The sequence below is a fragment of the Hugonella massiliensis genome (genome assembly GCA_001486445.1).
GTDB classification, from domain to species: Bacteria; Actinomycetota; Coriobacteriia; order Coriobacteriales; family Eggerthellaceae; genus Hugonella; species Hugonella massiliensis.
On record LN908985.1, the window covers coordinates 106,453 to 132,437 of the forward strand.

General features: G+C 64.0%; 16 protein-coding genes. 8 read left to right on the plus strand and 8 right to left on the minus strand.

Going from position 1 to position 25,985, the window contains the following annotated elements:
* Window positions 1-138: 138 nt before the first annotated feature.
* Entirely contained in the window at window positions 139-1,200 is a 1,062-nt protein-coding gene (gene aroB / locus BN3270_RS02235; protein WP_058985570.1) for a 3-dehydroquinate synthase, read from the plus strand.
* A 49-nt stretch (window positions 1,201-1,249) separates the two neighbouring features.
* Window positions 1,250-2,281 (plus strand): 3-deoxy-7-phosphoheptulonate synthase, encoded by a 1,032-nt coding sequence (locus BN3270_RS02240; protein ID WP_058985571.1) that lies wholly within the window; start codon window positions 1,250-1,252, stop codon window positions 2,279-2,281.
* A gap of 81 nt (window positions 2,282-2,362) precedes the next feature.
* Here BN3270_RS02240 and BN3270_RS02245 read toward each other — a convergent pair whose 3' ends face one another.
* Entirely contained in the window at window positions 2,363-3,103 is a 741-nt protein-coding gene (locus BN3270_RS02245) for a hypothetical protein (protein ID WP_058985572.1), read from the minus strand.
* Between BN3270_RS02245 and BN3270_RS02250 the strand changes: the two genes are divergently transcribed.
* Window positions 3,087-4,112 carry a type IV pilus twitching motility protein PilT gene (locus BN3270_RS02250; protein WP_271711882.1) on the plus strand — a complete coding sequence of 342 codons (1,026 nt, stop codon included), beginning with the start codon at window positions 3,087-3,089 and terminating at the stop codon, window positions 4,110-4,112. The two genes, BN3270_RS02245 and BN3270_RS02250, sit on opposite strands and share 17 nt — an antisense overlap.
* 93 nt (window positions 4,113-4,205) lie before the next feature.
* On the opposite strand, the gene BN3270_RS02255 is transcribed toward BN3270_RS02250, so the two are convergent.
* Window positions 4,206-5,510, minus strand: a complete 1,305-nt coding sequence (locus tag BN3270_RS02255; RefSeq protein ID WP_058985574.1) for a trigger factor — start codon at window positions 5,508-5,510, stop codon at window positions 4,206-4,208.
* A gap of 206 nt (window positions 5,511-5,716) precedes the next feature.
* On the opposite strand from BN3270_RS02255, the gene BN3270_RS02260 reads away from it, so the two are divergent.
* Window positions 5,717-7,006, plus strand: a complete 1,290-nt coding sequence (locus BN3270_RS02260; RefSeq protein WP_058985575.1) for an amidohydrolase — start codon at window positions 5,717-5,719, stop codon at window positions 7,004-7,006.
* Window positions 7,007-7,198: 192 nt separating this feature from the next.
* On the opposite strand, the gene BN3270_RS02265 is transcribed toward BN3270_RS02260, so the two are convergent.
* Both BN3270_RS02265 and BN3270_RS02270 read right to left on the minus strand, forming a co-directional pair.
* Complete coding sequence (locus tag BN3270_RS02265) at window positions 7,199-7,777, minus strand: glycerol-3-phosphate acyltransferase (RefSeq protein ID WP_058985576.1); 579 nt, start codon at window positions 7,775-7,777, stop codon at window positions 7,199-7,201.
* 303 nt (window positions 7,778-8,080) lie between these two features.
* Window positions 8,081-8,668, minus strand: coding sequence for a Crp/Fnr family transcriptional regulator (locus BN3270_RS02270; RefSeq protein WP_271711883.1), 588 nt, complete (start codon window positions 8,666-8,668; stop codon window positions 8,081-8,083).
* Window positions 8,669-8,894: 226 nt separating this feature from the next.
* Between BN3270_RS02270 and hcp the strand changes: the two genes are divergently transcribed.
* Complete coding sequence (hcp, locus tag BN3270_RS02275; RefSeq protein ID WP_058985578.1) at window positions 8,895-10,457, plus strand: hydroxylamine reductase; 1,563 nt, start codon at window positions 8,895-8,897, stop codon at window positions 10,455-10,457.
* A 404-nt stretch (window positions 10,458-10,861) separates the two neighbouring features.
* Window positions 10,862-12,709 (plus strand): BCCT family transporter, encoded by a 1,848-nt coding sequence (locus tag BN3270_RS02280; protein ID WP_271711884.1) that lies wholly within the window; start codon window positions 10,862-10,864, stop codon window positions 12,707-12,709.
* A 73-nt stretch (window positions 12,710-12,782) separates the two neighbouring features.
* Here the strand turns inward: BN3270_RS02280 and BN3270_RS02285 are convergent, their stop codons facing one another.
* From BN3270_RS02285 to BN3270_RS02295, 4 genes are all read right to left on the minus strand, one after another.
* Window positions 12,783-13,994 (minus strand): NAD(P)/FAD-dependent oxidoreductase, encoded by a 1,212-nt coding sequence (locus BN3270_RS02285; protein WP_058985579.1) that lies wholly within the window; start codon window positions 13,992-13,994, stop codon window positions 12,783-12,785.
* Between the two features lie 179 nt (window positions 13,995-14,173).
* Window positions 14,174-16,615 (minus strand): beta-glucosidase family protein, encoded by a 2,442-nt coding sequence (locus tag BN3270_RS02290; RefSeq protein WP_058985580.1) that lies wholly within the window; start codon window positions 16,613-16,615, stop codon window positions 14,174-14,176.
* A gap of 699 nt (window positions 16,616-17,314) precedes the next feature.
* Window positions 17,315-17,467 carry a PGPGW domain-containing protein gene (locus BN3270_RS09210; RefSeq protein WP_082673287.1) on the minus strand — a complete coding sequence of 51 codons (153 nt, stop codon included), beginning with the start codon at window positions 17,465-17,467 and terminating at the stop codon, window positions 17,315-17,317.
* A 133-nt stretch (window positions 17,468-17,600) separates the two neighbouring features.
* Entirely contained in the window at window positions 17,601-21,029 is a 3,429-nt protein-coding gene (locus BN3270_RS02295; RefSeq protein ID WP_058985651.1) for an ABC transporter ATP-binding protein/permease, read from the minus strand.
* 287 nt (window positions 21,030-21,316) lie between these two features.
* Between BN3270_RS02295 and BN3270_RS02300 the strand changes: the two genes are divergently transcribed.
* On the plus strand, window positions 21,317-22,522 hold the full coding sequence (locus BN3270_RS02300) for an exonuclease SbcCD subunit D (RefSeq protein ID WP_058985581.1): 1,206 nt from the start codon (window positions 21,317-21,319) through the stop codon (window positions 22,520-22,522).
* Window positions 22,519-25,869 (plus strand): AAA family ATPase, encoded by a 3,351-nt coding sequence (locus BN3270_RS02305; protein ID WP_058985582.1) that lies wholly within the window; start codon window positions 22,519-22,521, stop codon window positions 25,867-25,869. The genes BN3270_RS02300 and BN3270_RS02305 overlap by 4 nt, the downstream gene beginning before the upstream one ends.
* The last annotated feature ends 116 nt before the right edge of the window (window positions 25,870-25,985 follow it).

Consider the following 25,985-nt stretch of genomic DNA (forward strand, 5'->3'; position numbering starts at 1 on the left):
ACCCACTGTACGCCGCTCGCGGATTGACGCGCGCGCATTGTATCTGTTACCCGAATACTTCCATTCATTTCACTTTCTCGTGGTAAAGTGCCAGAAATCATTCACAAAGGGAATGAATTCCCAGGAAGGATCGGAGCCGTGCCCACCGTTTCCGTACACACATCATCGCCTTACGAGGTCTTCATCGACGACCGCACGATCGACGACGTGGGCGCCGTCGCGCAGGCGACCGCCGGCGGCACGCGCGCGCTCGTGATTTCCGATAGCCACGTGGCGCCGCACTACCTGGCCCGCGTGTGCACATCGCTCGCCGACGCCGGCTATCATCAGGTGGCCAGCCACGTCTTTCCTGCCGGCGAAGAGAGCAAGACGCTTGCGACCTACGGAGCTTGCCTGGAAGCGGCCGCCCGCGCCCAGCTGGGGCGCGGCGACGTCGTGGTGGCGTTAGGCGGCGGTGTCGTGGGCGACGTGGGCGGGTTCGCGGCCGCCACCTACATGCGCGGCTGCCGCTGCGTGCAGGTGCCCACCTCGCTGCTCGCGATGGTCGACTCGTCGGTGGGCGGGAAAACCGCCGTCGACCTGCCTCAGGGCAAGAACCTGGCCGGGGCCTTCTTCCAGCCGAACGCCGTAGTGGCCGACACGCGCACGCTCGACACGCTTTCCGACGCCTTTTTCAAAGACGGGGCCGGCGAGATTGCCAAATATGGGGCCATCGCCGACGAGGCCCTGTTCACCCGGCTCGAACGCGGGCTCGCCCGCGACGACGCCGACCTGCCGGCCGTAATCGCCCGCTGCGTGGAAATCAAGCGCGACCTGGTCGAAGCCGACGAGCGCGAGGCCGGCGTCCGCCGTTACCTCAACTTCGGCCACACGTTGGGCCATGCGATCGAGCGCCTGTCGGGCTTCACCGAAAGCCACGGCTGCGCCGTCGTCACCGGCATGTGCCTGATCTCGCGGGCGGCCGCAACGATGGGCCGCTGCGACGCGAGCGTACCCCGTCGCATCGACGCCTTCGCCCGCGCGCACGGCTACGCCACAACCACGCGCTATTCCGCCGACGACCTCTTTTCCGCCGCGCTTTCCGACAAGAAGCGCCAGGGCGACACCATGCCCGTCGTCGTGGCGTCCTCGATCGGCCGGTGCACGGTCGTGCCGCTTTCCCTGGCCGACTTCCGCACCTGGATCGAAGCCGCCTTGTAGGCCAGCGCCCGCTCTCCCGCTCAACCGTCCTTCCGAAAAAGGAGCTGCCATGCCCAAGATGAATTTCAACCGACGCCTTCCCATCCCCCTGGAAATCCGAGAGGAAATGCCCCTGTCGCCTCGCTTGGTGGAAGCCAAGCGGGTCTTCGACGCCGAAGTGGCGCGCGCCCTCACGGGCGAAAGCGGCAAGCTGCTCCTGATTGTGGGGCCCTGCTCGGCCGACCGCGAGGATTCGGTCCTCGCCTATGCCGAACGCCTCGCCGCCGTCGCGGAAAAGGTGGGAGACCGCTTCGTGATCATCCCGCGCGTCTACACCAACAAGCCCCGCACCAAGGGAACCGGTTACAAAGGCCTGCTCCATCAGCCCAACCCCGAAGGCAAGCCCGACCTGCTCGCCGGCATCAAGGCCACGCGCGGCATGCACCTGCACGTGATCGAGCAAACCGGCCTGTTCACGGCTGACGAGCTCCTCTACCCCTACATCTACCGCTTCCTCTTCGACCTGCTTGCCTACGTGGCAATCGGGGCGCGGTCGGTGGAAAACCAGGAGCACCGTCAGGTCGCGAGCGGCATCGAGGTTCCGGTGGGCATGAAGAACCCCACGGGCGGATCGACCTCGGTCATGCTCAATTCCATCTACGCCGCCCAGCAGAGCCAGAACTTCGTCTACCGCAACTGGGACGTCACGAGCACGGGCAACCCCTACGCGCACGCCGTGCTGCGCGGCTACAAGGGGCTCGACGACGTGAACTACCCCAACTACCACTACGAGTACCTGGAACGCCTGGCCGGGGTCTACACGGCCGACACCTACCAAAACCCGGCCGTGATCATTGACTGCAACCACGATAATTCGGGCAAGCGCCCGCTCGAACAGGAGCGCATCTGCCTGGAGGTCTTGGAATCGTGCAAGCGCAACGCGACGATCAAGGGGCTCATCCGCGGTTTCATGATCGAGTCCTATTTGGAAGACGGCTGCCAGCCCCTCGACGGCGGGGTCTTCGGCAAGTCGATCACCGACCCCTGCCTGGGCTGGGACAAGACCGAACGACTGATTTTCGACTTGGCCGAACGTCTGTAAGGAACTAAGTCAGCGGGTCACCAAAAAGAGGGCTTCGAGCGCTGAGCTCGAAGCCCTCTTGGCGTTCAGGGGCGGAAGCGGTTACTGCTGCGCCGCGTCCCCCTCTTTCTGCTGCTTGCGGCGACGCATGAGCAGGAAGAGAAGCAGGGCCGCAACCAGGCAGGCGCCCACGAGGCCCGCGATAGCCGCAGGATTCGTCCACCAGGGGCTCGCCGTCTCGTCACCGGCCTGACCGTTGGCGCCCGCATCGGCCGCCAACGGGGTCTCGTTGTCTCCGATGCGTTCGGAATTGGCATCCTGGCCTTCCCCGTTCAGGGCCGCGTCGCCCTGGCCATCGGCGCCCGTAAGGACGTTCTGGCCCGTGCCGGCTCCCAAACCGATCGTCGCGCCGTCGCCGGCAGCGCCCGTGGCGCCCGTACCGACGGCCGCAGCACCCGTTGCCGTTCCCGCTCCGTTGCGCGTCGTCGTGCCGTTATCGACGGCCGCATAGGTGAGCGGGTTCACCACCACATCCGCAAGCAGGGAGTTGTTGATATCGCGGTACCACACCGTGTAGGTGCGGAACATCGTGTAGTAGCCGTGCTGGATGCCGGCCTCCTGGCCCTTCAGGCGCACGTAGGTGGTCGCACCGCTGGTGAAGCGTTCGGGTGCGGTGTAGACCGTGTCCTTCAGGTCGTTGGGGCTCACCGTGTAGGTGTGCGACTCGATGAGCGAACGGTCGGCCGCGTTTCGGTACTGGATTGTGATCGTGTAGGGGTTGGCCGCGGGCTTTTGGCCCTTGGGCACGTAGTAGACGTTGGTTACCGTGTGCGCATTCGACATCTTCGTGATCGCCGGCCTGCCGCTTTCCTGGCGCATTTCGAGCCGCCACCAGCGCGGCGACGGCGCGCCGCTCACCCCGGCCGATACCAAGCAGCTCGTCGACGAGCTCTACGAGCTTGCCGGCCGCGACCCGGCGGAATTCGCCAGCCTGCGCAACCACGACGAGGACTTTTCCTTCGCCTTGCCGGGCGTGGGCCGTTTCCGCGCCAACGTCTTCCGCCAGCGCGGGTCCTACAGCGCCGTGATCAGGGCCATCCCCTTCGGCCTGCCCGACCCCGCCCAGCTGCACATCCCCGAAGAGGTGCTCGGGCTCGCGCGCTTGCGCAAGGGCCTCGTGCTGGTGACCGGGCCTTCGGGCGCGGGCAAAACCACCACGCTCGCCTGCATCATCGACCGCCTCAACCACGAGCGGTCGGGTCACATCATCACGATGGAGGACCCGATCGAGTACATCCACAAGCACGGGACCTGCATCGTCACCCAGCGCGAGGTGCCCACCGACGTGGCCACCTATCAGGAAGGACTGCGATCGGCCATGCGCGAGGCGCCCGACGTGATCCTGCTCGGAGAAATGCGCGACCACGAAACCATCGCGACCGCGGTGACGGCCGCCGAAGAGGCCCAGCTTATCTTCTCGACCCTGCACACCACGAGCGCGTCGAGCACGGTCTCGCGCATCGTCGATGCCTTCCCCACCTCGCAGCAGCGCCAGGTACGCATCCAGCTGTCGATAGTCCTGCAGGCCGTCGTGTGCCAGCAGCTCGTGCCGAGTACCGACGGAGGCGTCGTGCCGGCCTACGAGATCATGATGGCGAACACGGCCACGCGCAACCTCATTCGCGCCCAGAAGGACTACCAGCTCGATTCAGTCATCGCTTCGGGAGCAAACGAGGGCATGCGCACGATGGATCAGGACCTGCTGCGCCTCGTAGCGGAGGGCACGGTCGACAAGGACACGGCCCTGCGTTTCGCCGCGCATCCAGAATCGCTCGCCGCCCATTTCGCCTAGGAGGGGCGCGTTACTCTCGAAACGAAAACGGGGCCTGCTGGGGAATCGTCCCCCCGGCAGGCCCCGTTTTCGTTTGCTTCTCTAGACGCGACGTTACGAAAGGAAGGTCGTGTGAGCCATGGCCCAGTCGTGAGCCTTCATGCGTTCGGCCATCTCGCGCAAGACGAACCAGGCACCGTTGTGGTCGAAGTTCGCGCGGACTTCGTCTTCGTGCCCGGGCGCCATTGCTTTCAGGGCCTTGTCCAGGTCCTCATCGGTGAGCTCCAGACCCAAGTGGGCATAGAGGGCGTCGAGCGCGAAGCCCTGGCGCAGAGAGCTCATGGCCTGCATCATCAGCTGCATGCCGAACCCGCGCTCGTCCAGGCCCTGCTGCTGCATGTACTGTTGCAGGTTCATGCCCTGGCTCGCCAGCTGGGCCGACATGTTGGCGATGATGTCGTCGCGGTTCTTTTCGTAGTAGAGGTCGGGGATCTTCCCTACCAGACGACGGGAAAGCGCCTGGTCGACCAGGTTGTCGCGTTCTTTGTCCCACTGCTTGGCCAGGTCGTCTTCCATGGTCTTCTTCACCATGGCGCGGAAGTCGGCGACGTCCTTGCCCTTGAACTGCTTCTGCACGAGCTCGTCGGTGAGTTCGGGCACTCTGCGGGCGTAGCGTTCCCTCACCGTCACGCTCGTGTGGAAGCCGGGCACCTTCTGCGTGCCCGATGCGCCCGTGGGGTCGGGGGCCGAAAAGTCGAACTCGCGCGTGTCGCCCACCTTGGCGCCCACCAGCTGGTCGATGAACTCGTCGGGCATGGCGCCGCGCTCGAGCGAAATGTGATGGTTTTCCCCGGTAACAGCGTCGAGCATGGCCCCGTCTTGGGTGGTCACGATGTCGCAGACGATGCGGTCGCCGGCGGCAAGCGCCCCTTCGTCGGCGCGCTCGTAGGAGGCCACCTGCTCGAGGATCTGCCCGATCTGCGTGGACACCATGTCGTCGGTCACTTCGACCGCGGGCATGGTGACTTCCAGGGGCCCGTAGGAATCGAGTTCGAAGGACGGCTTGATCGTGAACTGGATCGGCAGGACGATGGGACCTTTGTCGAAGATGTCATCGACGGACGAGGTGTCGACCTCGGGCGCGAACATGGTCTTGACACCCAGCTCGTTGATCACCGAAGGGGCCGCCATCTGAGCCGCGTAGGTGGTCACGAGCTGGCGCAGCTGTTCGTGGCCCGTGCGCTCGAGCACGGCCTCGCGCAGGTCGGGCACTTCGTCGGCCGAAATGCCCAGGTTATGGCCGATCTCCTCGATCGCTTCGTTGACGAGGGCGTTCTTGTCCTCTTCGGAAAGGCGCGTGCGCGCCACCATGATGTGGCCGTCGTCGAGTTCCTGTTTCTTGAGGATTTCGATGTTCACCGTGTCCCCTTTCAAGCGGGCCGCGCCCGCCGTATCGTACGTCCTGCCGGTTGGTCGATCGCCTGCCGCAACGCGCGGGCGGGGCGCGTGACCGGCCGCGCGCGGGCGCAGAAGGCCTTGTGCACAAGCCTGAATTATAATCGATTGCATACACGGGTCCTGACCGGTGTCGGGGCGCCGCGCCGCGCACGTCCCAAGGAGCGTCCATGCTGTTTTCCGATATCCAGATCATCGACGAGCACTTTCAGGCAAAAGACCACCAATGGGTGGGCACGCGAGGCGATACGATCGCCTACGTGGGCAGCTGCGCCCCCACCGAAGACTTCGGGGAGGTCTACAGCGGAACCGGATGCGCGCTCATGCCGGGCATGTACAACGCCCATGCGCACGCGCCCATGACCCTGCTGCGCGGCTACGCCGAAAACCTGCCCTTGCAGCAGTGGCTCAACGACCGCGTATTCCCCTTCGAAGCCAAGATCACCGACGAGGAAGCCTATCCCGCCACGCTTCTGGCCATCGCGGAAATGCTGCGCTTCGGCACCGTGTCCTTCTCCGACATGTACTACTTCAGCGACGCCCGCGCCCATGCCGTCATCGAGTCGGGCATCAAGTGCAATCTGAGCGAGGCGGCCCTGTCCTTCACCGACACGCCCTATAGCGAGCTGCCCATCGCCCGCGTGAACGAGCATTTGATCGACGCCTACCACATGGCCGCCAACGGACGTTTGAAAATCGACCTGTCGATTCATGCGGAATACACTTCGAATCCCGCCCTGGTGGAAGCCGTGGGGCAGCTGGCGGTAGAACGCGGCCTGCGCACCCACATCCACCTGGCCGAAACGCAGACCGAAACCCGCGAATGCGCCGAGCGGCACGACGGGATGAGCCCCGCCGCCTACTTCGACAGCCTGGGCTTCTTCCGCATGCCCTGTTCGGCGGCCCACTGCGTGTGGACGACCGCCGACGATTGGGCGATTTTGCGCGAGCGCGGCGTGACGGCGGTCACCAACCCGGCGTCGAACCTGAAGCTCGCGAGCGGCATCGCACCGGTGGCCGCCATGCTCGACGCCGGCGTAGCCGTGGCGCTGGGCACCGACGGACCGGCGAGCAACAACAACCACGACATGTTCCAGGATATGTACCTGCTTGCCCTGCTACAGAAGGGGGCGTCGGGCGATCCCTGCGCGGTGTCGCCGGCGCAGGCCCTGCAGATAGCGACCGAAAACGGGGCGCGAGCGCAGGGACGCGAGGATTGCGGGGCGATCAAGCAGGGCAACAAGGCCGACCTCGTGGTGGTCGACGTCGACCAGCCCCACCTGCATCCGGCAACCGACCTGGCGAGCAACCTGGTGTACGCGGCCCACGGCAGCGACGTGGTGCTCACGATGGTCGACGGAGCCGTGCTCTACCGCGACGGGGAATGGCCCACGATCGACGTAGAGCGAGCCGAAGCCGAAACCGACGCCGCCTTCAAGCGCATCATCGCCCGACTGTAGAAGCTTTAGGCCTGCTCCCCAACGCCCGCACGGGCGCCGCTTCCAAAACGGTGCCGGCCAGCCCACCGGGCAGATGCGGTCGAAAATAACGCACAATTCTGGCCGCTTTTTAAAAATTTTTGCCGCTTCACTTCGAAATTGTGCGTTATTTGCTGGGGGGAGCAGCTGGATCGGCCGATAGCCTTGGCGGCCTCAGTCCCCTGGATGCAGGCGGCGCGGCCCTACGTGCTCGACCAGAGCGATCGCGAGCAAGGCGGCCGAAAGAACGAGCGCCTCGGTTGGCGCGCCTATAAGAATCTGGCCTACCAGAAAGGCCGCAGGAATAAGGATTGCGCCCGCATGCAGCTTGCGACCCGGCAAAGCCACCACCGCAAGCCCCGCGACGAGGGCGATCGTCCCCATGACGGGGCGGGCGAGGAAGACGGTCGCACCGGTCGTTGCCACGCCCTCGCCGCCACGAAACCCATGCCATGCGGGAAAGCAATGTCCGAGCGTCGCGCCCAGGCCCACGTAGAGAGCCACCAGCTGCCCCAGGTCACCGCCCCATAACGCAAAGAGAGCGGCCCAGGGGAGGAGCACCTTGAGCAAGTCGCCGGCCAAGGTTACCGCGGCCGCACGCGTCCCCAGCACGTGGCCCACATTGGCCATTCCCGGATTACCCGAACCTAGCTCGAAGACCGTGCGCCCCCTCGCGCGGCGCGCCACCGCATCTGCCGTGAGAAAACTGCCGCACAGGTATCCCGCAAGGCAGCAGACCACGCGCTCGACCATGGGACCATCCTCTTTCGGGCATCGACGCCGGTTCGGGCGACACCGCCGAACCACCTGGCTTCATGGTACCGTATGAGAAAGCGAAAGGAGGCCATATGAGAATCGGAGGACTCGGCTTCACCGAGCTTTTGATCATCCTGATCGTCGTGGTGATCCTGTTCGTGCTCATCCGTCGCCGCAAGAAGTAGACGGCGGGCCGGGCGCGAGAAAAGCGCTGCCCCTACGGAACCCGCGCAAAAAGCGCGCAAGGTGGGCGCCGCACCGACGGCACCCACCTTGCTTCCGCGCCCTCTTCGGCACCTTCTACATCAGTTCGAAGTGGCTCTTGTGGAAGCGAATCACGCCGTCTTTCTGCATCTTGCTCAAGCAGCTGGAAAGCGCGCTGCGCTCCACCGACAGGTAGTCGGCAAGCTGCTGGCGGTTGAAGGGGATGTCGAAGCTCGACGATCCCGTCTTGCGCGACTGGATCGACAGGTAGGAGAGCACCTTTTCCCGCGTCGACCGCTTGGTGAGATGCTCGTTCTTCTGCGTGAGCGCCAGGTTCTTGCGCGCGAGCACCGTGAGCAGGTTGCGGACCACCCGCTGATGAAAGCTGCAGGCCGACGTGCAGGTGCCCACGATGCGGCTCACATCCATGAGGACGACCGTGCAGTCGGTGTCGGCCACCACGTTGACCCGGCTCGCCTCATCGGGCATGCAGGCGAAGGCTTCGGCGAACATGTCGCCGGGCACCGCCGCAACCAGGATGTTCACGTTGCCCCAATAGTCCTCGGTTTCGACGAGGGCCTTCCCCGAGATGACCACGCCGAGCGCCGTGGTTTCATCGCCGATGCGGTAAATGTACTCCCCCTTTTTGTACGTGCGCTCGCGGGCTTTCAGGCACCCGAGCATGGGGCGTACCTCTGCGGCGTTTATCCCCTGGAACAACACGCTACGCTGGAGTATAGAAAGCGTCTCCTCGCTGAAATTCGTCATCGTGTCCAACTTTCTGTTTTGTTGTTTTTCATACCGAAACGTGCTGTTTGCAACGAATAGAATACACCTATCGCAAGCAGGCAATGCCGAGATGTTGAAGGTCGATACGATTTCGCAACGCTCGGCGGAAACAGGAGAAGAAATGAGCGAAATGTTTTGCTTCCAATGCGAGCAGACCGCCGGTTGCACGGGCTGCACGGGCGCCGCGGGCGTCTGCGGGAAGACCTCTGAAGTCGCCAACCTCCAGGACGAGCTGACGGGCGCCCTGGTCGCCCTGGCCCAGGCCCAGCAGGCCGCCGGCACGCCGGCCTCCGACGACGCGCGCGCCCTCATGGTCGAGTCGCTGTTCGCCACCGTCACCAACGTCGACTTTTCTGCCGACGCCGTTAAAGCGCTGATCGACCGCGTGCACGCCGCTTCCGCCCAGCTGGGCGCGGGCGCCGACTACGACATGCAGCAGGTGTGGAACGGCAACGAAGACGTGCGTTCGCTCAAGAGCCTCATCCTGTTCGGCCTGCGCGGCATGGCCGCCTACGCCTACCATGCGCGCATGCTCGGCTTCACCGACGAGACCGTCGACGCCTTCTTCTTCGAGGGCATGGCCGCGATCGCTGTCGACGGCGGTCAGGACGAGCTGCTCCCCGTGGTGCTCAAGGTCGGCGAAGTGAACGTCACCTGCATGGCCCTGCTCGATAAGGCCAACACCTCGACCTACGGCGACCCCACCCCGACTGACGTGCCCTTCGAAATCGAAGCCGGCCCCTTCATCATCGTCACCGGCCATGACCTGAAGGACCTCGAGCTCCTGCTCGAGCAGACCGACGGCACCGGCGTCAACGTCTACACCCACGGCGAGATGCTGCCGGCCCACGCCTATCCGGAACTGAAGAAGCATCCCCAGCTCAAGGGCAACTTCGGCACCGCCTGGCAGAACCAGCGCAAGGAATTCGACGGTGTGCCTGCCCCGATCCTGTTCACCACGAACTGCCTCATGCCGCCCAAGGCCAGCTACGCCGACCGCGTCTACACGAGCGACTGCGTCGAGTACCCTGGCAGCCATCACGTGGGCGCCAACAAGGACTTCAGCGAACTGATCGCCAAGGCCAAGGAACTGGGCGGCTACGCTGAAAACAAGCCGATGACCGGCATCAACGGCGGCACCCACACCACCACCGGCTTCGGCCGCGCCACCGTGCTTTCCGTCGCCGGCCAGGTGGTCGACGCCGTGAAGGCCGGCCAGATCAAGAACTTCTTCCTGGTCGCCGGCTGCGACGGCGCTCGCCCGGGCCGCAACTACTTCACCGAGTTCGTCAAGCAGACCCCCGAAGACAGCGTCATCCTCACGCTGGCCTGCGGCAAGTTCCGCTTCAACGACATCGACCTGGGCACCGTTGCCGGCCTGCCCCGCCTGCTCGACATGGGTCAGTGCAACGACGCCTACGGCGCGGTGCAGGTTGCCCTGGCGCTCGCCGACGCCTTCGACTGCGGCGTGAACGACCTGCCGCTGCACTTCGTGCTCTCCTGGTACGAGCAGAAGGCCGTTTGCATCCTGCTGTCCCTGCTGTCGCTGGGCATCAAGAACATCTACCTGGGGCCGACGCTGCCGGCGTTCATTTCCCCCAACGTGCTCAACCTGCTGGTTGAAACCTATCAGATCAGCCCCACGAGCACCCCGGAAGAGGACCTGAAGAAAATCCTCGGCTAACGAGAGGCTTTCTCCTCCTGGGGCCAAAGCGCCCCGCTTGCTCAAACGCCCGACGGTCCTGTCGCCGTCGGGCGTTTTTTGTTGCGGAATGCGGGACGGGCGCACGACAGCTGCGCAGCTGCACGTGCCGACCATGCATGGCGCGTCGCCCCGCACGCGGCATGCCCCCGTTTTTGGGCACCAAGCGGCAATTTGCTCGAAATTCCGCGCTTGCAGAATGCATCTCCGCAGGTGGGAGCCGCATTTCGACACACGGACATATTTTGTGCGGCTTTCGCCCTGTTACCGATTCGACACGTTTGTCGTTTCCCCAGTTCAGAGCTTCGTATCCCCAATCACACGCCTATGAGCTGGGAAAACGCTCACGAGCATGTGGTAAGGTCGACAGTGGAAGAAGGCATGACATGACGGAAACCAAGCCACCAGCTCGCACCGATCAACAGGAGAAGCACAGCAAAAAGATACACACCGTCGCCCACAATTTCCGCGACCTTTCGGCCATGCACACCCCCTCGCACAGCGAGGACAAACGCTACGGCCTCGCGAGCGTCGACCAGGAAATCCCCCACCGGCGCGGCCGCGAGCACAACGTTACCTCGGTCTTCTGGGTCGCCCTTTCCATCACCATAGCCATCATCGCCCTCTGCCTGGCCTTTCCCGCGCCGTTTGCGGCGGCTGCAAGCGGCGCCTGCTCCTTCATCGCCACCAATTTCGGCTGGTACTACCTGCTCCTGGTCGCCCTCATCGTCATCGTGTGCCTTGTGCTCATGATCTCGCCCGCCGGCGCGATCACCTTGGGCGACCCGGGCGAAAAACCGCGCTTCTCCTTCGTCTCCTGGCTCGCGATGCTCTTTTCGGCCGGCATGGGCATCGGCCTGGTCTTCTGGGGCGCGGCCGAACCGCTGTCCCACTATGCGGTGTCGGCGGCCGGCGGCGACGTGGGCACCGAAGAAGCCCTGCGCGACGCCTTCCAATACTCTTTCTTCCATTGGGGCATTTCGGCCTGGGCCATCTACGGCCTCGTCGCCCTCGCCCTGGCCTACTTCCGCTTCCGCAAAAAGGAGAAATCGCTCCTTTCGGTAACGCTCAAGCCCCTCTTCGGGAAAAAGGTCGAAGGCCCCTGGGGCAAGGCGATCGATTCGATCACCGCCTTTGCCACGATCGTCGGCGTGGCCGCGAGCCTGGGCATGGGCGCCATGCAGATCAACGGCGGCCTGAACTACCTGTTCGGCGTGCCGGTGACCTCGGGCGTGCAGCTCGTCATCATCGCGATCACCACCGTCTGCTTCATCGCGTCGGCGCTTTCGGGCCTGTCGCGCGGGGTGCGCGTCCTGTCGAACGCCAACGTGATTATCGCCGTGGGGCTCATCGCCGCGGCCATGGTCGTGGGACCGGCGGCGCATATGATGGACGTGCTCGTGACGTCGGTGGGCAACTACCTGCAGAACTTTCTTGCCATGAGCCTCGACGTGGCGCCCTTCAACGACGCCCATCGCACCTGGATCAATTCGTGGACCATCTTCTATTGGGCCTGGTGGATTGCCTGGGCGCCCTTCGTGGGCGTCTTCATCGCCCGCATCTCGCGCGGGCGCTCGATACGTGCCTTCCTGGGCTGCGTGATCTTCGTCCCCACGATCTTCAGCAGCATCTGGTTCGCCGTGTTCGGCACCCTGTCGACCGGCGCGCAGATGGCGGGCACCCAGCTCGCCCAGCTTTCCACCGAAACGGTGCTCTTCGGCACCCTGGCTGCCTATCCCGCCGGTCAGGCGCTGTCGATCATCGCCGTGGTGCTCATCTTCTCGTTCTTCATCACGTCAGCCGACTCGGCCACCTTCGTGCTGGGCATGATCACCGAAGACGGCTGCCTCGAACCCCACCGCCGCACCAAGGCCGTCTGGGGCGTACTCCTGTCGCTCATCGCGTCGGTGCTGCTGGTGAACGGCGGGCTCGACGCCCTGCAGAACGTCCTGATCATCACCGCTTTCCCCTTCTCAATCGTCATGCTGCTCATGATGGTCGCCCTCTGCCGCGAGCTACATCACGAACGGCGCATGATGGGCCTCTACCTGCACCCGGCAGCCCTGCCCGATGCCGATACGCCCTTCCGGTCCTACGAAGACGACCCGCCCGACGATCCCGTAGCCGTTATCCAACGCGACATCGCCATCGCAACGGCCGTTACCGCCGCCGTGGAGGAGTCGCGCGACCGCGCGGCCGAAACCGACGTGGCTGGCGAAGAGGACGACACGTAGCGAGCGGCTTGTGCGAGCGGGCGGGCCGCTCAACGGCCGACTGAGGCACGCAACTCGGGACGAGACATGCGCGCTAATCGCTCGTGCGCATGCGGAACTGCCCCTTCTTCATGACGAGCGCGCCGCCGCCCAGCTCGAAGAGCCACTTGTTCTCGATGACGTTCTTCATGAAGGCGGCGAACTCGCCCGAAATGACCTTCCCGCCCACGATGCCCACGGCGTCAAGGTGCGAAAGCGAGCAGACGGTGCCGCGGTAGTGGTAGGTGAAGGGCCTGCCCGGTTCGCCGCCGCGCACCACGGCCGCGATCTCCCGGCCCACGTAGCGGCCCATCTGCTGGGCGATCTGGCCCGTGGGCGGATAGGGACGGCTTTCCCCCTTGCCCGTGAAGGCCGCGCAATCCCCGATCACGTACGTGCAGGTGGAGCCGGGCACGCGCAGGTGGTCGTCGACCGCCACCCGGTTGCCCCGCTGCGGCAGGCCCGAATCGGCGACGAGCGGATTCCCCTGCACGCCGGCCGCCCAGAGCACGGTGCTCGCGAGCACCGTGCGCATGGTGCCGTCGGGGCATTCGACTTCCACGCCTTCGGGATGAACGCGCACGGCGCTGCCCACCAGGTAATGCACGCCCATGTCGAGCAGCTTCTGCTTGGCAAGCGCTCCGCCGCGCTCGCCCAACATGGGAAGGATCGATTCGTGCCGACCGATGAGGGTAATGTCCACGTTGCGATAGTCGATGCCGCAGATCCGACAAAGCTCGCGCGTGCGGTCCACCAATTCCGCGGCATACTCCACCCCTGTGAACCCATTGCCGACAACGGCGAATTTCAACCGCGCGGGGTCGGCGTTGAAGGAGTAGTTCTTAAAGCGCTGCTCCATATCGGCGAGCAGACGTTCCGCTGTATTCATCGAGGTCATCTGGTAGGCGTAGGTCTCGACGCCCGGCAATCCAAAGGTGTTTCCCGTGAAACCCGCCGCCAGCACCAGGTAATCGTAGGGATAGCAGCTCATCACCCCTTCGACAACTTTATGGGACAAATCGACGTGTTCCACGATGTCTTTTGCAAACTCGATGTGGTCCGTATCGAGCACCGTGCGTATGAATACGCGCGCCTTTCGCGCGCTGTAGGTGCCCAGGGACACGCGATGGAGAAGGGTCGCCGGGTAGTGATAATCGTGCCGGTTCACCAAGGTGACGTGCACCTTCTCGCCCTTGAGCTTGCGCTGCAGGGTGAGCGCGCATTCCAGACCGGCATAGCCCGCGCCCACGATTACGATTCGCTTCAATGCAACCACCTCTTTCAAGCACGGCGAGCGCTCCCGCGCATGCCGTCGATATCCCTGCGTCTCGCGCAGGATTCCCTGCTTGAAAGATAGTAGATGTGGCCGCCGTTCCGCAGCGGGGCAAGCCCTCTTTCCCCACCTGGACGAGGTCTCTTTTCCTCAGCGGATTCCCTGTTCGCGGCCTAATTCTTCCGCTTCTTCTTGTCGTGGGCTTCTTTCCACCGCAGCAGACCGCGCACGTAATGGCGGTTGAGCACGTCGACCACCACACCGGCCGACGACATGCGGAAACCCTGCATGTGCATCGACTTGATCGGCATGTCCGAAAGCATCTCGGCATAGGCTCGCTGCAGGTTCTCGTCGTCGGTGCCCACCATTTCGCGCATGCGACGGTAGACGGCGCCACCGAGCACCTTGCCGTAGACGGTGTGCATGGCATCGCTTACCGAGGAGTCGATCGTGAAGGGGCGCAGGGGGCGCATTTCGGGAAGCGGCCGGCCGTAGAGGTCTTCGAAATCGCCGAGAGCGCCGCGCGCCCGCTTGCCGCGTGGGGTGGAATCGAAGAGCTGGAAGCAGCCGGCCACGGGATGGTGGTAGCGAATAGGTGCCCCGTCGTCGTGCTTGGCGATGCCTTCGACGTCGATCCTCTGGGCCAGGCGCACGTCGCGGCTCGATGCGCTCACCCGAATCTCGTAGCTGCCGGCTTCCACACACCAGCCTTTCAGCTGGGCATCGTAATGGGCGAAGGCACGCCGGTCGAGCTCGAAGGTCACGCGCTTGGCCCCTCCGGCAGGGATTGCGACGTTGGCGAAGCGCTGCAGGGTCTGCGGCGCCTTGTAGACACCCGGGTCGATGGGCGCCACGTAGAGCTGCACGATTTCGCGCCCGTCGCGCGCACCCGTGTTTTCCACGGTGAACGACACCGATACGCACCCGCTCTCTTGCCCGGGCAAAGGCTTGATGCGCAGGTCGCGGTAGGCGAAGGTGGTGTAGGAAAGGCCGAAGCCGAAGGGATAGGCTACGGGCAAGCCCACCGCATCGTAGTAGCGGTACCCGATGAAAATGCTTTCGGTATAGAGGATTTCCGAACGGGTATCGGGATAGCGGCCCGCCGTGGGGGTGTCGGCGCGCTCGATCGGCCAGGTTTCCGCGAGCTTTCCGCTGGGATTGGCCGCCCCGTCGATCAGGCGGGCGGCGGCGTGACCGCCCTGACAGCCCGACAGGTACATGAGCAGGATCGCCGCCGGCTTATGGCGCCAGGCAAGGTCGAAGGGCGCGCCGCCCATGAGGACCACTACGGTGCGCGGGTTGGCCTCGCAGACGCGCTCGATCAGCTCCACCTGGTTGGCGGGCATGCGCATGCTGCGGCGGTCGAATCCCTCGCTCTCGTAGGTATCGGGCAGGCCGGCGAAAACGATCGCCACATCGTGGGTACGGGCGAGCGCTTCGGCTTCGGCAAGCTGGGCTTCGGTGGCCACGCCCGATGCGGCTGCGTATCCGGGCGCATAGCCGATCGGCCCCTCGTGGGATTCCAGGTACGCGTCCCAGAAATTGTCGAGCACCTTGGGCACGATGCGCGAGGAGCCGGCACCCTGGTAGCGGGGCTCTTTGGCGAAAGCGCCGATGACGGCGACCGACTCGCGAGGCGCAAGCGGCAGGATTCCGTCGTTTTTCAGCAGGACGGCGCTGCGTTCGGCCGCCTCCTGGGCGAGGGCCAGGTGGGCGTCGACGTCGCATTCGTACGGGATGCGGGCGCCGCGCTGGGCCTTGTCGGTGAGTTCCAAAATGCTGCGCACGGCCCGGTCGAGCTCGTAGCGCGTGATCGATTTGCGCCGCACGGCCCAATCGACCGCTTCCGCATAATCGGGCCGCGGGCCGGGCATGCACAGATCGAGCCCGGCGGGCAGGCTCGCGTACACGCTCGATAGGGCCTCCCAGTCGGTGACGGTCAGCCCGTGCCAACCCCAACGATCGCGCAGGATGTCGGTCATCAGCGTCCGGTTCTCGCTGCAATAGGTGCCGTTCAGGCGGTTGTAGGCGGTCATCACGGCCCAGGGGTCGCTCTCCTGCACGGCGATATGAAAAGCGCGCAGGTAGATTTCGTGCAGGGCGCGATCGTCAATGACCGAATCGCTCGTCATGCGGGCCTTTTCCTGGCTGTTGCCGGCAAAGTGTTTGAGGGCGCACCCCACCCCGCGGCTCTGTACGCCGCGGATGTGCGCTGCGCCCAGGTGGCCAGCCAGATAGGGGTCCTCGCTGAAATATTCGAAGTTGCGGCCAGACAAGGGGCTGCGCTTCATGTTCACGCCCGGGCCCAAGAGGACCGACACGCCCTCGGCGCGACACTCTTCGCCGAGCGCCTGGCCGATGCGCTCGAGCAGGCGTTCGTCGAAGCTGCAGGCCATGGCGCTGGCCGTGGGGAAGCAGGTGACGGGAATGCTGTCGTTGAAGCCCAGGATGTCGACGCCGTCGGTCTGCTTGCGCAGGCCATGGGGTCCGTCGGCCATCATGATTTGCGGAACGCCCAAACGCTCGCATCCCATGGTGTGCCATCCGTCGCTGCCCGCGAGCAGGGCGCATTTTTCCTGCTGCGTCATTTTCGAGATGATCTCGTCGATATCCATCCGCGCTCCTCGATTCGGCTGCGTCGCAGCCCCTCTGCGTTTCAGAATCATTTTCGCCGAGGATTGCGAAGATGCAAGGGAACGTCGCAGAAGATACCCGACCCGAAACCGCAACCCGCCCCACGGGTTCAGCGGCCCGGCGCCAGGGGCGCTCACACCCCGCAGGTGGAACCCAGCCGCGGCCAGGGGCGACAGCGCAGCGCCTCGCCCCACCCCAAAGCCGCCCGTTCACGCTTAGAGCGCACAAATGGCACGCCAATCAAGTTTTCGAGGAATATCGGCTTTGAAATGCATGGTATGACAGCGTTTATGGACATATTTACAATATTTGTTCATTAATGTTTTCGAATAATCAGATAACGGTTCGAAAACTTGATTGGCATGCCATAAGAGCATCGTTTCCGTTTCGCGGCTTCCGACCAGGGGCGCGTCCTCCCGCAGGCGGAATGCGACCCGCGACAGGGGCGCCAGCGCAGCGCCTCGCCCCGTCCCGCAGGTTGAACCCGCCCCAAAGCGGACCTGTGCCGGGGCGGGCGGGCGCGGGGCAGCTGTGCATAAGCGACAGCCGCCCGCCCGCCCCGGCGTCCCGCGCACAGCAAAAGACCCAGCGTCGAGAATTCGCTGGGCCTTTGCAATTAAGCGCGCACGTGTGAAGGAGAAAGGAGAAGGAACCACGAGCGGCTTACCGGGTTAACGTTGTTACGCTGATTGCGAGCGCCGTGGGCGAAACGCCCGAGCGATGCAGGCCGCACCGCCGCCGATGGCCAGCAGGCCAGGCCCCGGCAGAACGAGCATCGGAATTCCCACAAGCACGAGAACCATGCCAAGGAGGATCAATCCGATTCGCCTCACGACGCCTTCCTTTCGCAATCGAGTTTGCAATTCATATAGTACGCATCCCGGCGGTAGGGAAGGGCGGCATCCCCCGTTCGGAACCGCAGCGCTACGCGCCCGTTGCCTTCCCGATACTTTCCCGCCGAAGCGCCTATTCGCTGCGCAAGGCCTCGACCGGATCGCGGCGGCTCGCCATCGACGAGGGAATCAAGCCGGCGATGAAGGTGAGCCCCACGCTGATCGCGATAAGGGCCAGGGCATCCTGCGGGGGCAGGGCCATCACGTTCGGCACGTGCCACCCTTGCAAGACGAAGGCGTTGACCGGCACCGAAGCAAGATAGACGACCGCGATGGCGAAGATGCCCGAAATGAGGCCCTCGATGATCGTTTCCGCATTGAAGACGTTGGCGATGTTGAACTTAGAAGCACCCATGGCGCGCAAGATACCGATCTCCTTCTTGCGCTCGAGCACCGAAATGTAGGTGATGATCGCGATCATGATCGAGCTCACCACAAGCGAGATTCCTACGAAGGCGATAAGCACCAGGCTGATCGTGTTCACGATGCTCGTGACCGAGCTCATGAGCGTGCCTGCAATGTCGCTGTACTGAATCGTACCCGCGTCGTTGCCCGCTGCGGACTGTTGGTCGTTGTAGGCGTCGATAATGTCGATAACGCTCTGCTTGGCGGGGAAGTCAATCGGGTATATGCTGATCGATTCGGGGTTGTCCTCCTCGGCGTAGCCAAGCTTTTTCATATTACTGTCGTAGCTCAGATCGCCGGCGTTCATATAGTTGGTGAGCAGGCTCGTGAGGTCTTCCTGCGACATGTTCACCGTGATGGCGTCGGCGAACTTCTGCGGATCGAAAGTGAAGCCGTTCTGCATCGCGGATGACAGATTGCTCATCTGGCTTTGCAGCTGGCCCGAAATCGCACTCGACAGCTGCGAGCCAATTTGCCCGGTTGCGGCGGCCATCTGCGTTTGCATCTGTTGGGCCATCCCGATCGCCATCGCCTGGGCCGCCTGCTGCATCATGCTCTGCATAGCGCTGGCCAGGTAGGGGGCGAACTGGTTGGTCATGTAATCCTGCATGGCGGAGTTAATCTGGTCCTGCATGCTCTTGGTGAGGCTCTTCTGCAGGGGCGCCACGATCTTCTGCGCCTCGTCGGTCTGCATATATTCGGCAATGAGCTCTTGATAGGCCTTCTGCAGCGCCTCCCGGTCGGTGCCCGCCGCAGTGATTTTCTGCGTCACTTCATCGGAATGCTCGGTCGCCCAGACGGCATAGCCCGCGGCAAGCTGCGATGCTGCGTCCGAAATCTCCTTCTGCTGCTCTTCGGTCAGCGCCGACGACTCCGCCTGCGACCCTTCGCCCGAGCTATCGCTCGTCTCGCCGCCCGCCGCTTGGCCGCCTGCCGCCTGGCCGCCGAATCGGAAGGTGGGCGCGTTCTGCATGACCTTCTTCATCGTGTCTTCGTTGAAGATGCTGGTCACCGACGACATGTCCATGCCCGAGGTGTCCATCTTGCTCATATCGATGCTGCCCATATCGAACGCACTCGGGTCAAAGCTCATGCCCGAACCGGCGTTTTCCAACGCGCTCGAATCGAAGCTGAAGGCCTCCTTGAGCTTGTCCTGGTCGACGCTGAACATCGACGCCATGTCGAAGTTGTTCCCCTGTTCGTCCTGCAGCTCCTCGAAGGTCTTGCCCGTGAACACGTCGACGTCGGGGTCGGCCAGCTGCTGCTTGACGATATCGGTGTCGGCCGCCTGCGCCATGAGCTGCCGGGTGAGTTCGGGTGAATAGGCCACGCCCTCCTGAAGAGCAGAAGTAGTGGCGGTATCGCTCTTCTTCACCACGCCTACGATCTTTAGGTCGATGCCCTTATCGACCTGCTGCTTCATGTAGTCAGTGTCTTTCGACATGTCCGTCCAGGTGCCGCTCGAAGCGCTGTACTGATACTCATCGGCCGCAGGAATGACCTTGAAGTGCAGCTTGAGCGCGTCGTCGATCGTGAAGTCGCCGCTCGTGTCGGGCACGGTAACCGTATCGCCGTTCATCGCCTGTTCGGCCATGTCGGTCATCGCGTCGGGGTCGTAGACGCCCAGGCTGTAGAGGGCGTAGTCGGAAAGTCCGCCCTGATCGTTGAGCACGAGCACAGCTTCGTCGTAGTTTTCGGGCCAATGGCCGGCCACCACGTCCATCTGCTGGTCGAGAATGTTCTGGTCGTCGAGCATCTCGCTGAACATGCTCATGCCGCTGCCGCCCGTTGCGGAAAGCGACGACGTGCTGATGCTGTTCTGGAAGAGGGAGGCGAACGAGCTCGGATTGAGCTGCTTGACCCCGTTGGCGTCGGTATCGGCCATGAAGACCTGCGGGGTCACCGCATAGTTGTACTGGATCGTGTTCACATACGGCTCGATGCCCGAATCACCCGAATCGAGGTACTGCTTGAAGGACTTGAGGTCGTTGTTCTTCACCTCGGCGAACATGTCGGACATGATGTTGGTCTGGGGAATCGCGTCGGGATCGGCCGACGACGAATCGTCGCCGCTGCCATCGCCTCCCGTGTAACCCATCGTGGCCGTGAGCAGGCTCGTCATGTCGAAGCTGCTCTTGGTGATGGTAAGCGGGTAACTCGTGAGGGCGTCTTCTTCGGTGTCGGCGATGTAGTTGTTCACGCCGCTTGCCAGGGCCAGAATCGCCGCGATGCCGATAATGCCGATCGATCCGGCGAAGGCGGTGAGGAAGGTGCGCCCTTTCTTGGTCATCAGGTTGTTGAAGGACAGGCCGAGGGCCGTGAGGAAGGACATGCTCGCCTTCTTGGCGCCCTGCTTGGCATCGACCGGCGGGGCGATGAATGCTGCCGCCTTCTTGTCGACGCCGATGCCGGCGGCGGGATCGTAGGGGTCGCTATCGCCAGTGATCTTGCCGTCGGCGAGGTTGACGATGCGAGTGGCGTATTCCTGGGCTAGTTCGGGGTTGTGGGTGACCATGACGACCAGGCGGTCGGAAGCGACCTGCTTCAGGATGTTCATGATCTGCACGCCGGTCTTGGTGTCGAGCGCACCGGTGGGTTCGTCGGCAAGAACGATTTCGGGGTCGTTGACCAGGGCGCGGGCGATGGCCACGCGCTGCATCTGACCGCCCGAAAGCTGGGCGGGCTTCTTGTTCACGTGCTGCTCCAGGCCTACGGCTTCGAGGGCTTCTTTGGCGCGACGGGTTCGTTCGGCCCGGCTTGCTCCCGAAAGGGTCAGCGCCAGTTCGACGTTCGACAGAATCGTCTGGTGGGGAATGAGGTTGTAGCTCTGGAAGACGAAGCCGATGCGATGGTTGCGGTAGGTGTCCCAATCCTTCGACTTGTAATCCTTGGTGGACGTGCCGTTGATGACGATGTCGCCACTATCGGCATGGTCCAAGCCGCCGAGCACGTTGAGCAGGGTCGTCTTGCCCGACCCGCTGGGGCCCAAAATCGCCACGAATTCGTTGTCGCGCAAATTCAGGGACACGCCGTCAAGCGCCTTCTGGACGAAATCGCCCGTCTTATACGATTTGCGCAGGTCTTTGAGCTCAATCAAGGATAACCCCATCCCGAAACGCCGCGAATGCGCGGCTTCCTTTGCCTGAATTCATACGTGATGCTGTACCTCAATAGTGAAAGACTACGTGACGGGAAAGAAGCGCCCCTTGCGGGGTTGACGTTCGACAAGAAACCGTCACCTCATTTTACTCATATTGCAGTAGGCACCGCGTGGTGCAGGTAGCCCGAGAAATTCCCCGCCCCCATCTCAGCTGACCATACTGTGGGACCCTTGAAGAGGCCTCCCGTGCTATCGTGCGTACCGACTAACGGTTGGGAGGCCCCATGAAGTTCCTGCATACCGCCGATCTGCACATCGGCAAGCGCGTGCGCGGCTTTTCGCTGGTCGACGAGCAACGCCACGCCCTCGACCAAATCGCGTCTATCGCCGCACGCGAGAGGGTAAGCGCTGTGCTCGTCGCCGGCGACGTCTTCGACAAGCCCGTGCCGCCCGTCGAAGCGCTCGACCTGCTCGAAACCTTTCTCGCCCAGATTTCGCAGGCGGGCATACCCTGCATCCTCATTGCCGGCAATCACGACAGCGCCGACCGGCTCGCTTTCGGCGCCCGCTTCATGAGCGACAGCCTCGTGCGCATCGCCCGGCCCTTTTCCCGCACACCCCAGTTCGTCGACCTAGCCAGCGGAAACGAATGCGCCCGCATCCACCTGCTCCCCTTCGTGCGACCCCTGCACGTGAAACTCGCCTACCCCGAAGAAGCCGACGGCATTGCCACCTACACCGACGCCCTGCGCGTTGCCGCCTTGCACCAGCCCCTTGCGAACTCCGGCGCCAACATCCTCATGGCCCATCAGTTCGTGGTCGACGGGGCCCAAGGACCTGCCACCTGCGATTCCGAAACCGTGTCGGTCGGCGGGCTCGACAGCGTGGAAGCGTCGGTCTTCGACGCCTTCGACTACGTGGCGCTCGGCCATATCCACGGCGCCCAACGCGTGCGGCGCGATGCCGTGCGCTACAGCGGAAGCCTCTACCCTTATTCGTTCAGCGAAGCCGGCCGGAAGAAATCGTGCGGGATCGTCGAAATTGACGGCCGTTCGGCCGCGGGCGACGATGCGCGCTTCCGGTCCTACACGTCTGTGGAATTCGACGAAGTGCGATCGTTACGCGAAGTGAACTGCTCCTTCGAAGAGCTGCAGGCCGCGGCAGCCGTCGACCCCCATGCCGACGACTACCTGCACGTGACGCTCACCGACCCCGCCCTCATGAACGCAATGGAACGCGTGCGGGCCCTCTACCCGCACGTGATGCAGCTCGATTTCGACACAGGGGCGCAAGCGGGCGACGTGCCGGCGGCACGCCGTGCGCGTCTTGCCGCACTTGACCCCATCGACCTGCTCGAAGACTTCTGGCAGGCGCAGACAGGGGACGCTCTTACGAGCGATATGCGCGCCATCGCTCTCTCGCTGTTCCAAGCCGATGAGGACAAAAACGGCGCCGCACATGCCGCGAATCAGAAGGAGGTGGGCGCATGAAGCCGGTCACGCTCGAGCTTTCCGCCTTCGGCCCCTACGCCGGACACGAAACCATCGATTTCTCCCCGCTCGAGGCGGGCGGCATCTTCTTGGTCTGCGGCCCCACGGGCAGCGGAAAAACAACCCTTTTCGACGCGATGAAATTCGCCCTGTTCGGGGAAGCAAGTGGGACCATGCGACCCGTGGGCTCCTTCGCAAGCGATTACGCCGCCCCCGAAGACAAGCCCTTCGTCGAGCTCGTGTTCGAGCACCAGGACCAAACCTACCGAGCCCACCGCGTTCCCCGGCACACGCGAAAGGCAAAACGCGGCGACAAAATCGTCGAAGATGCGGGGTCCGCCGAATTCGAAAACCTCACCGCGCACACGGTGCTTGCCACCAAACCATCGGACATGGACGCCGCCGTGCGCGACTTGCTCGGCATCGACGCCGACCAGTTCTCGCAGATCGTGATGATCGCCCAGGGTGATTTCGGCCGCCTGCTCACCGCCGACACGGCCCAGCGGTCGAAGATCTTCCGCCGCATCTTCAAAACCTACCGCTACGAACAGGCCCTCGATGACCTGGCCGCGCGCAAGCGCGGCCTGCAGCAGACCGTCGACACAATCGAACACGACCTCATGGTGCCCTTCGGCCAGATTGCCTGCGACCCTGCAAGCTCCGAAGCCGATGAGGTGCGCACCATTCAGCAGGCCGCCCACCCCCTCGCCTACGCCGAGGCCGCGCTCGCGCTCATCGAGCGGATAAACGCCGCAAGCGAGGCCGCGCGCGGGAACGCCGGAGCGCGAAAGGCCGCGCTCGACGCGACCGTGTCCCAGCTTGACCAGCGCATCGGCCAAGCGGAGCAAGCCCAGGCAGCCCGCGCCCAGCTGGCGGCCGCCGAAGCCTACGTACAGGCGCATGCCCCGGAGCTTGCCAAACTCGAAGCGGCGGCAGGTGCCGAACGGGCCAAAGAGCCAGCACGCGAAGAGCTCGCCACCCGCATCGCGGACACCCGCACTAAAATCGGCGTCATCGCCCAGGTTGACGCTAAACGCGCCGAGCTCGACAAGCTAAAGGAGGCCGCCGAGAGCGCAGAGGCCAGCGCTACTGCAGCACGCATCCGGTACGACCATGCAAAAACAGCCCGTGAAGAGCTCGAAGACCAGCTGGCTCGCTTGGAAGATGCGGCTCAACAGCGCGCCGACGCCGATGCCGCGCTCGACCGCCTGCGCGCCCAGCAGGCCGACGTGCTGCAGTTGAAGAGCGCGATCGCACAGCTTGCAGACCAGCAGCAAGCGGCAACCGATGCCCAGCGCACGGCGCAGGACCGTCAGAATGATCTGGAAGCGGCTCGCACATCGTACGACACCGCCCAGCAGAACCTCGCCGAAACCGAAGCAGCCCGCGAGGCCCTGCGCAGCATCGACGCGCAGGTCGAGCGAGCGCGAAACGCTGTTTCCGCAGCTCAAAGCCTCTGCGACAGCGCCACGGAACGAGCGGCGGAGCTCGAGCGCGCACGCACGCTGCAGGATAAGGCCAACCGCGCTCGCACACGATTCGCCCACGCATCGCAGGATTTCGAAGCGGCGCGGCAGGCGACCACACAGGTCGAGCAGCGCTACTTCGCCGCCCAGGCGGGCCTGCTCGCCCAGTCGCTCGCCGATGGCGCCCCCTGCCCGGTCTGCGGGTCGACGCACCATCCGCAGCCAGCCGCGCTTGCAGACGACGCACCTACCCAGCAGCAGCTCGACGACCTGAAGCAAGCCGAAGAAGATGCGCGAGCGCGGATGGGCGCGGCCTCACAGAAAAGCGCGTCTGCCCAGTCAGCCTTCGATGCGCACGCCGCCGCGCTTGCCCGCAACATCGAGGCCCTCGCCATCGCCCTCACGGGCCAAGCTGCGGCCGAAGGCGGCCACGACGTCGAAAGCGACCCGCTCGCCGCAAGTGCACGCACGCTCGAGAGCCTTTCCGCAACCGCTCGCAAGGCGGCGGGCGGCGCCGAAGCGGAACTCATCCGCCTCGAAGCCCAGCAGAAACAGGCGGCTGCACTCGACAAGCGCATCGAACAGGCGAAGCAGCAGGTAGAATCGGCCCGTACCGGCCTCGATTCGAACCGCGTCGCCGCTGAAGAAGCACGCACCGAGGCGGCACGCGCGGCCGCATCCTTCGAATCGGCCCGCACCTCGCAGGAAACATGGGCCCAGAGCCGGTTTGCCTGCAGCCTGTCCCAGGCCAAGGAAACAGAATTGCCCAAGGAAGCGCAGCTCTTTTCGCGCATCACCGTTGCCAAAGCCGCCCGCGCGACCGCCCGCGCCCGACAGGAACAGCGCAGCCGTCTCATCGAGCAGCGCCCCGCTACCGCTGAAGCCGTACAGGCGGCCGATGCCGCCCTTCAAACCACCCGCACTTCCGCCGATGCCGCTGCTTCGGCCTACACGAAAGCGCAGGCCGAAATCGACACGCTCACCGCTTCGGCCGACTACGCGTCGGCCCAGCAGGCGCAGGCGGACCTAGACGCGCTCGAAGCCAACTTGACGCAAATGAAGAAGGACTTCGAGCATGCGACGAACGCCTTCAACGACGCCCAAAAGGCGATGACCGAGCAGACGGCGCGCTTGGCCAGCTTGCGCGAGCAGCTTGCCCAAGCGCCCGCAGAATCCGCCGAAGAGCTTTCGGCCGAGCGTGCCAGCGCCGCCGAAGAAGCAACGGCCGCCGAAGCCGAACTGTCCACCCTGCGCGAGCGCATCAAGGCCAACAAGACAGCACAGCGCCGCATCGAAGAATTGGTCGATTCCAACCGCGAAGCCGAAACCGCCTATCGCACCATTGCGCCCTTGGCCGACATAGCCACGGGCACCGCCCCGGGCGCGCTTGGCAAACTGTCTTTCGAAACCTACGTACAGGGCGTCTACTTCGACAACGTGATCGATGCGGCCAACGAACGCCTCACCCTTATGTCCGAAGGCCGCTACCGGCTCGAACGGCAGGCGCAGTCGAAGGATAACCGCAAGCAGTCGGGGCTCGACCTCAACGTGTTCGACGCCTACACCGGCAAGGCCCGCGACGTGAAAACCTTGTCCGGCGGCGAGAGCTTCCTTGCCTCGCTCTCGCTCGCCCTGGGCTTTTCCGACGTCATCCAGCAGCAGGCGGGCGGCATCCGCCTCGACACCATGTTCATCGACGAAGGCTTCGGCACCCTCGATGCCGACACACTCGAACTCGCCTTGCGCGTGTTCGACCAGCTGGGCAACAACGATCGCATGGTGGGCATCATCTCGCACGTGGAAGATTTGCGCGAACGCATCGACCGGCAGATCATCGTGAACAAATCCCAGGCCGGCAGCACCCTTACCGTGCGGCTATAGCAGTTTTTGTCACGCATTCCGTCGGCAAACAAGCGGCTCCCTGAGCAATCGAACCATGCGAAAAGTTTCCATCCTCATGAAAAGACAACTCCGGGAAACGTTGTCCTGTCTCCCGG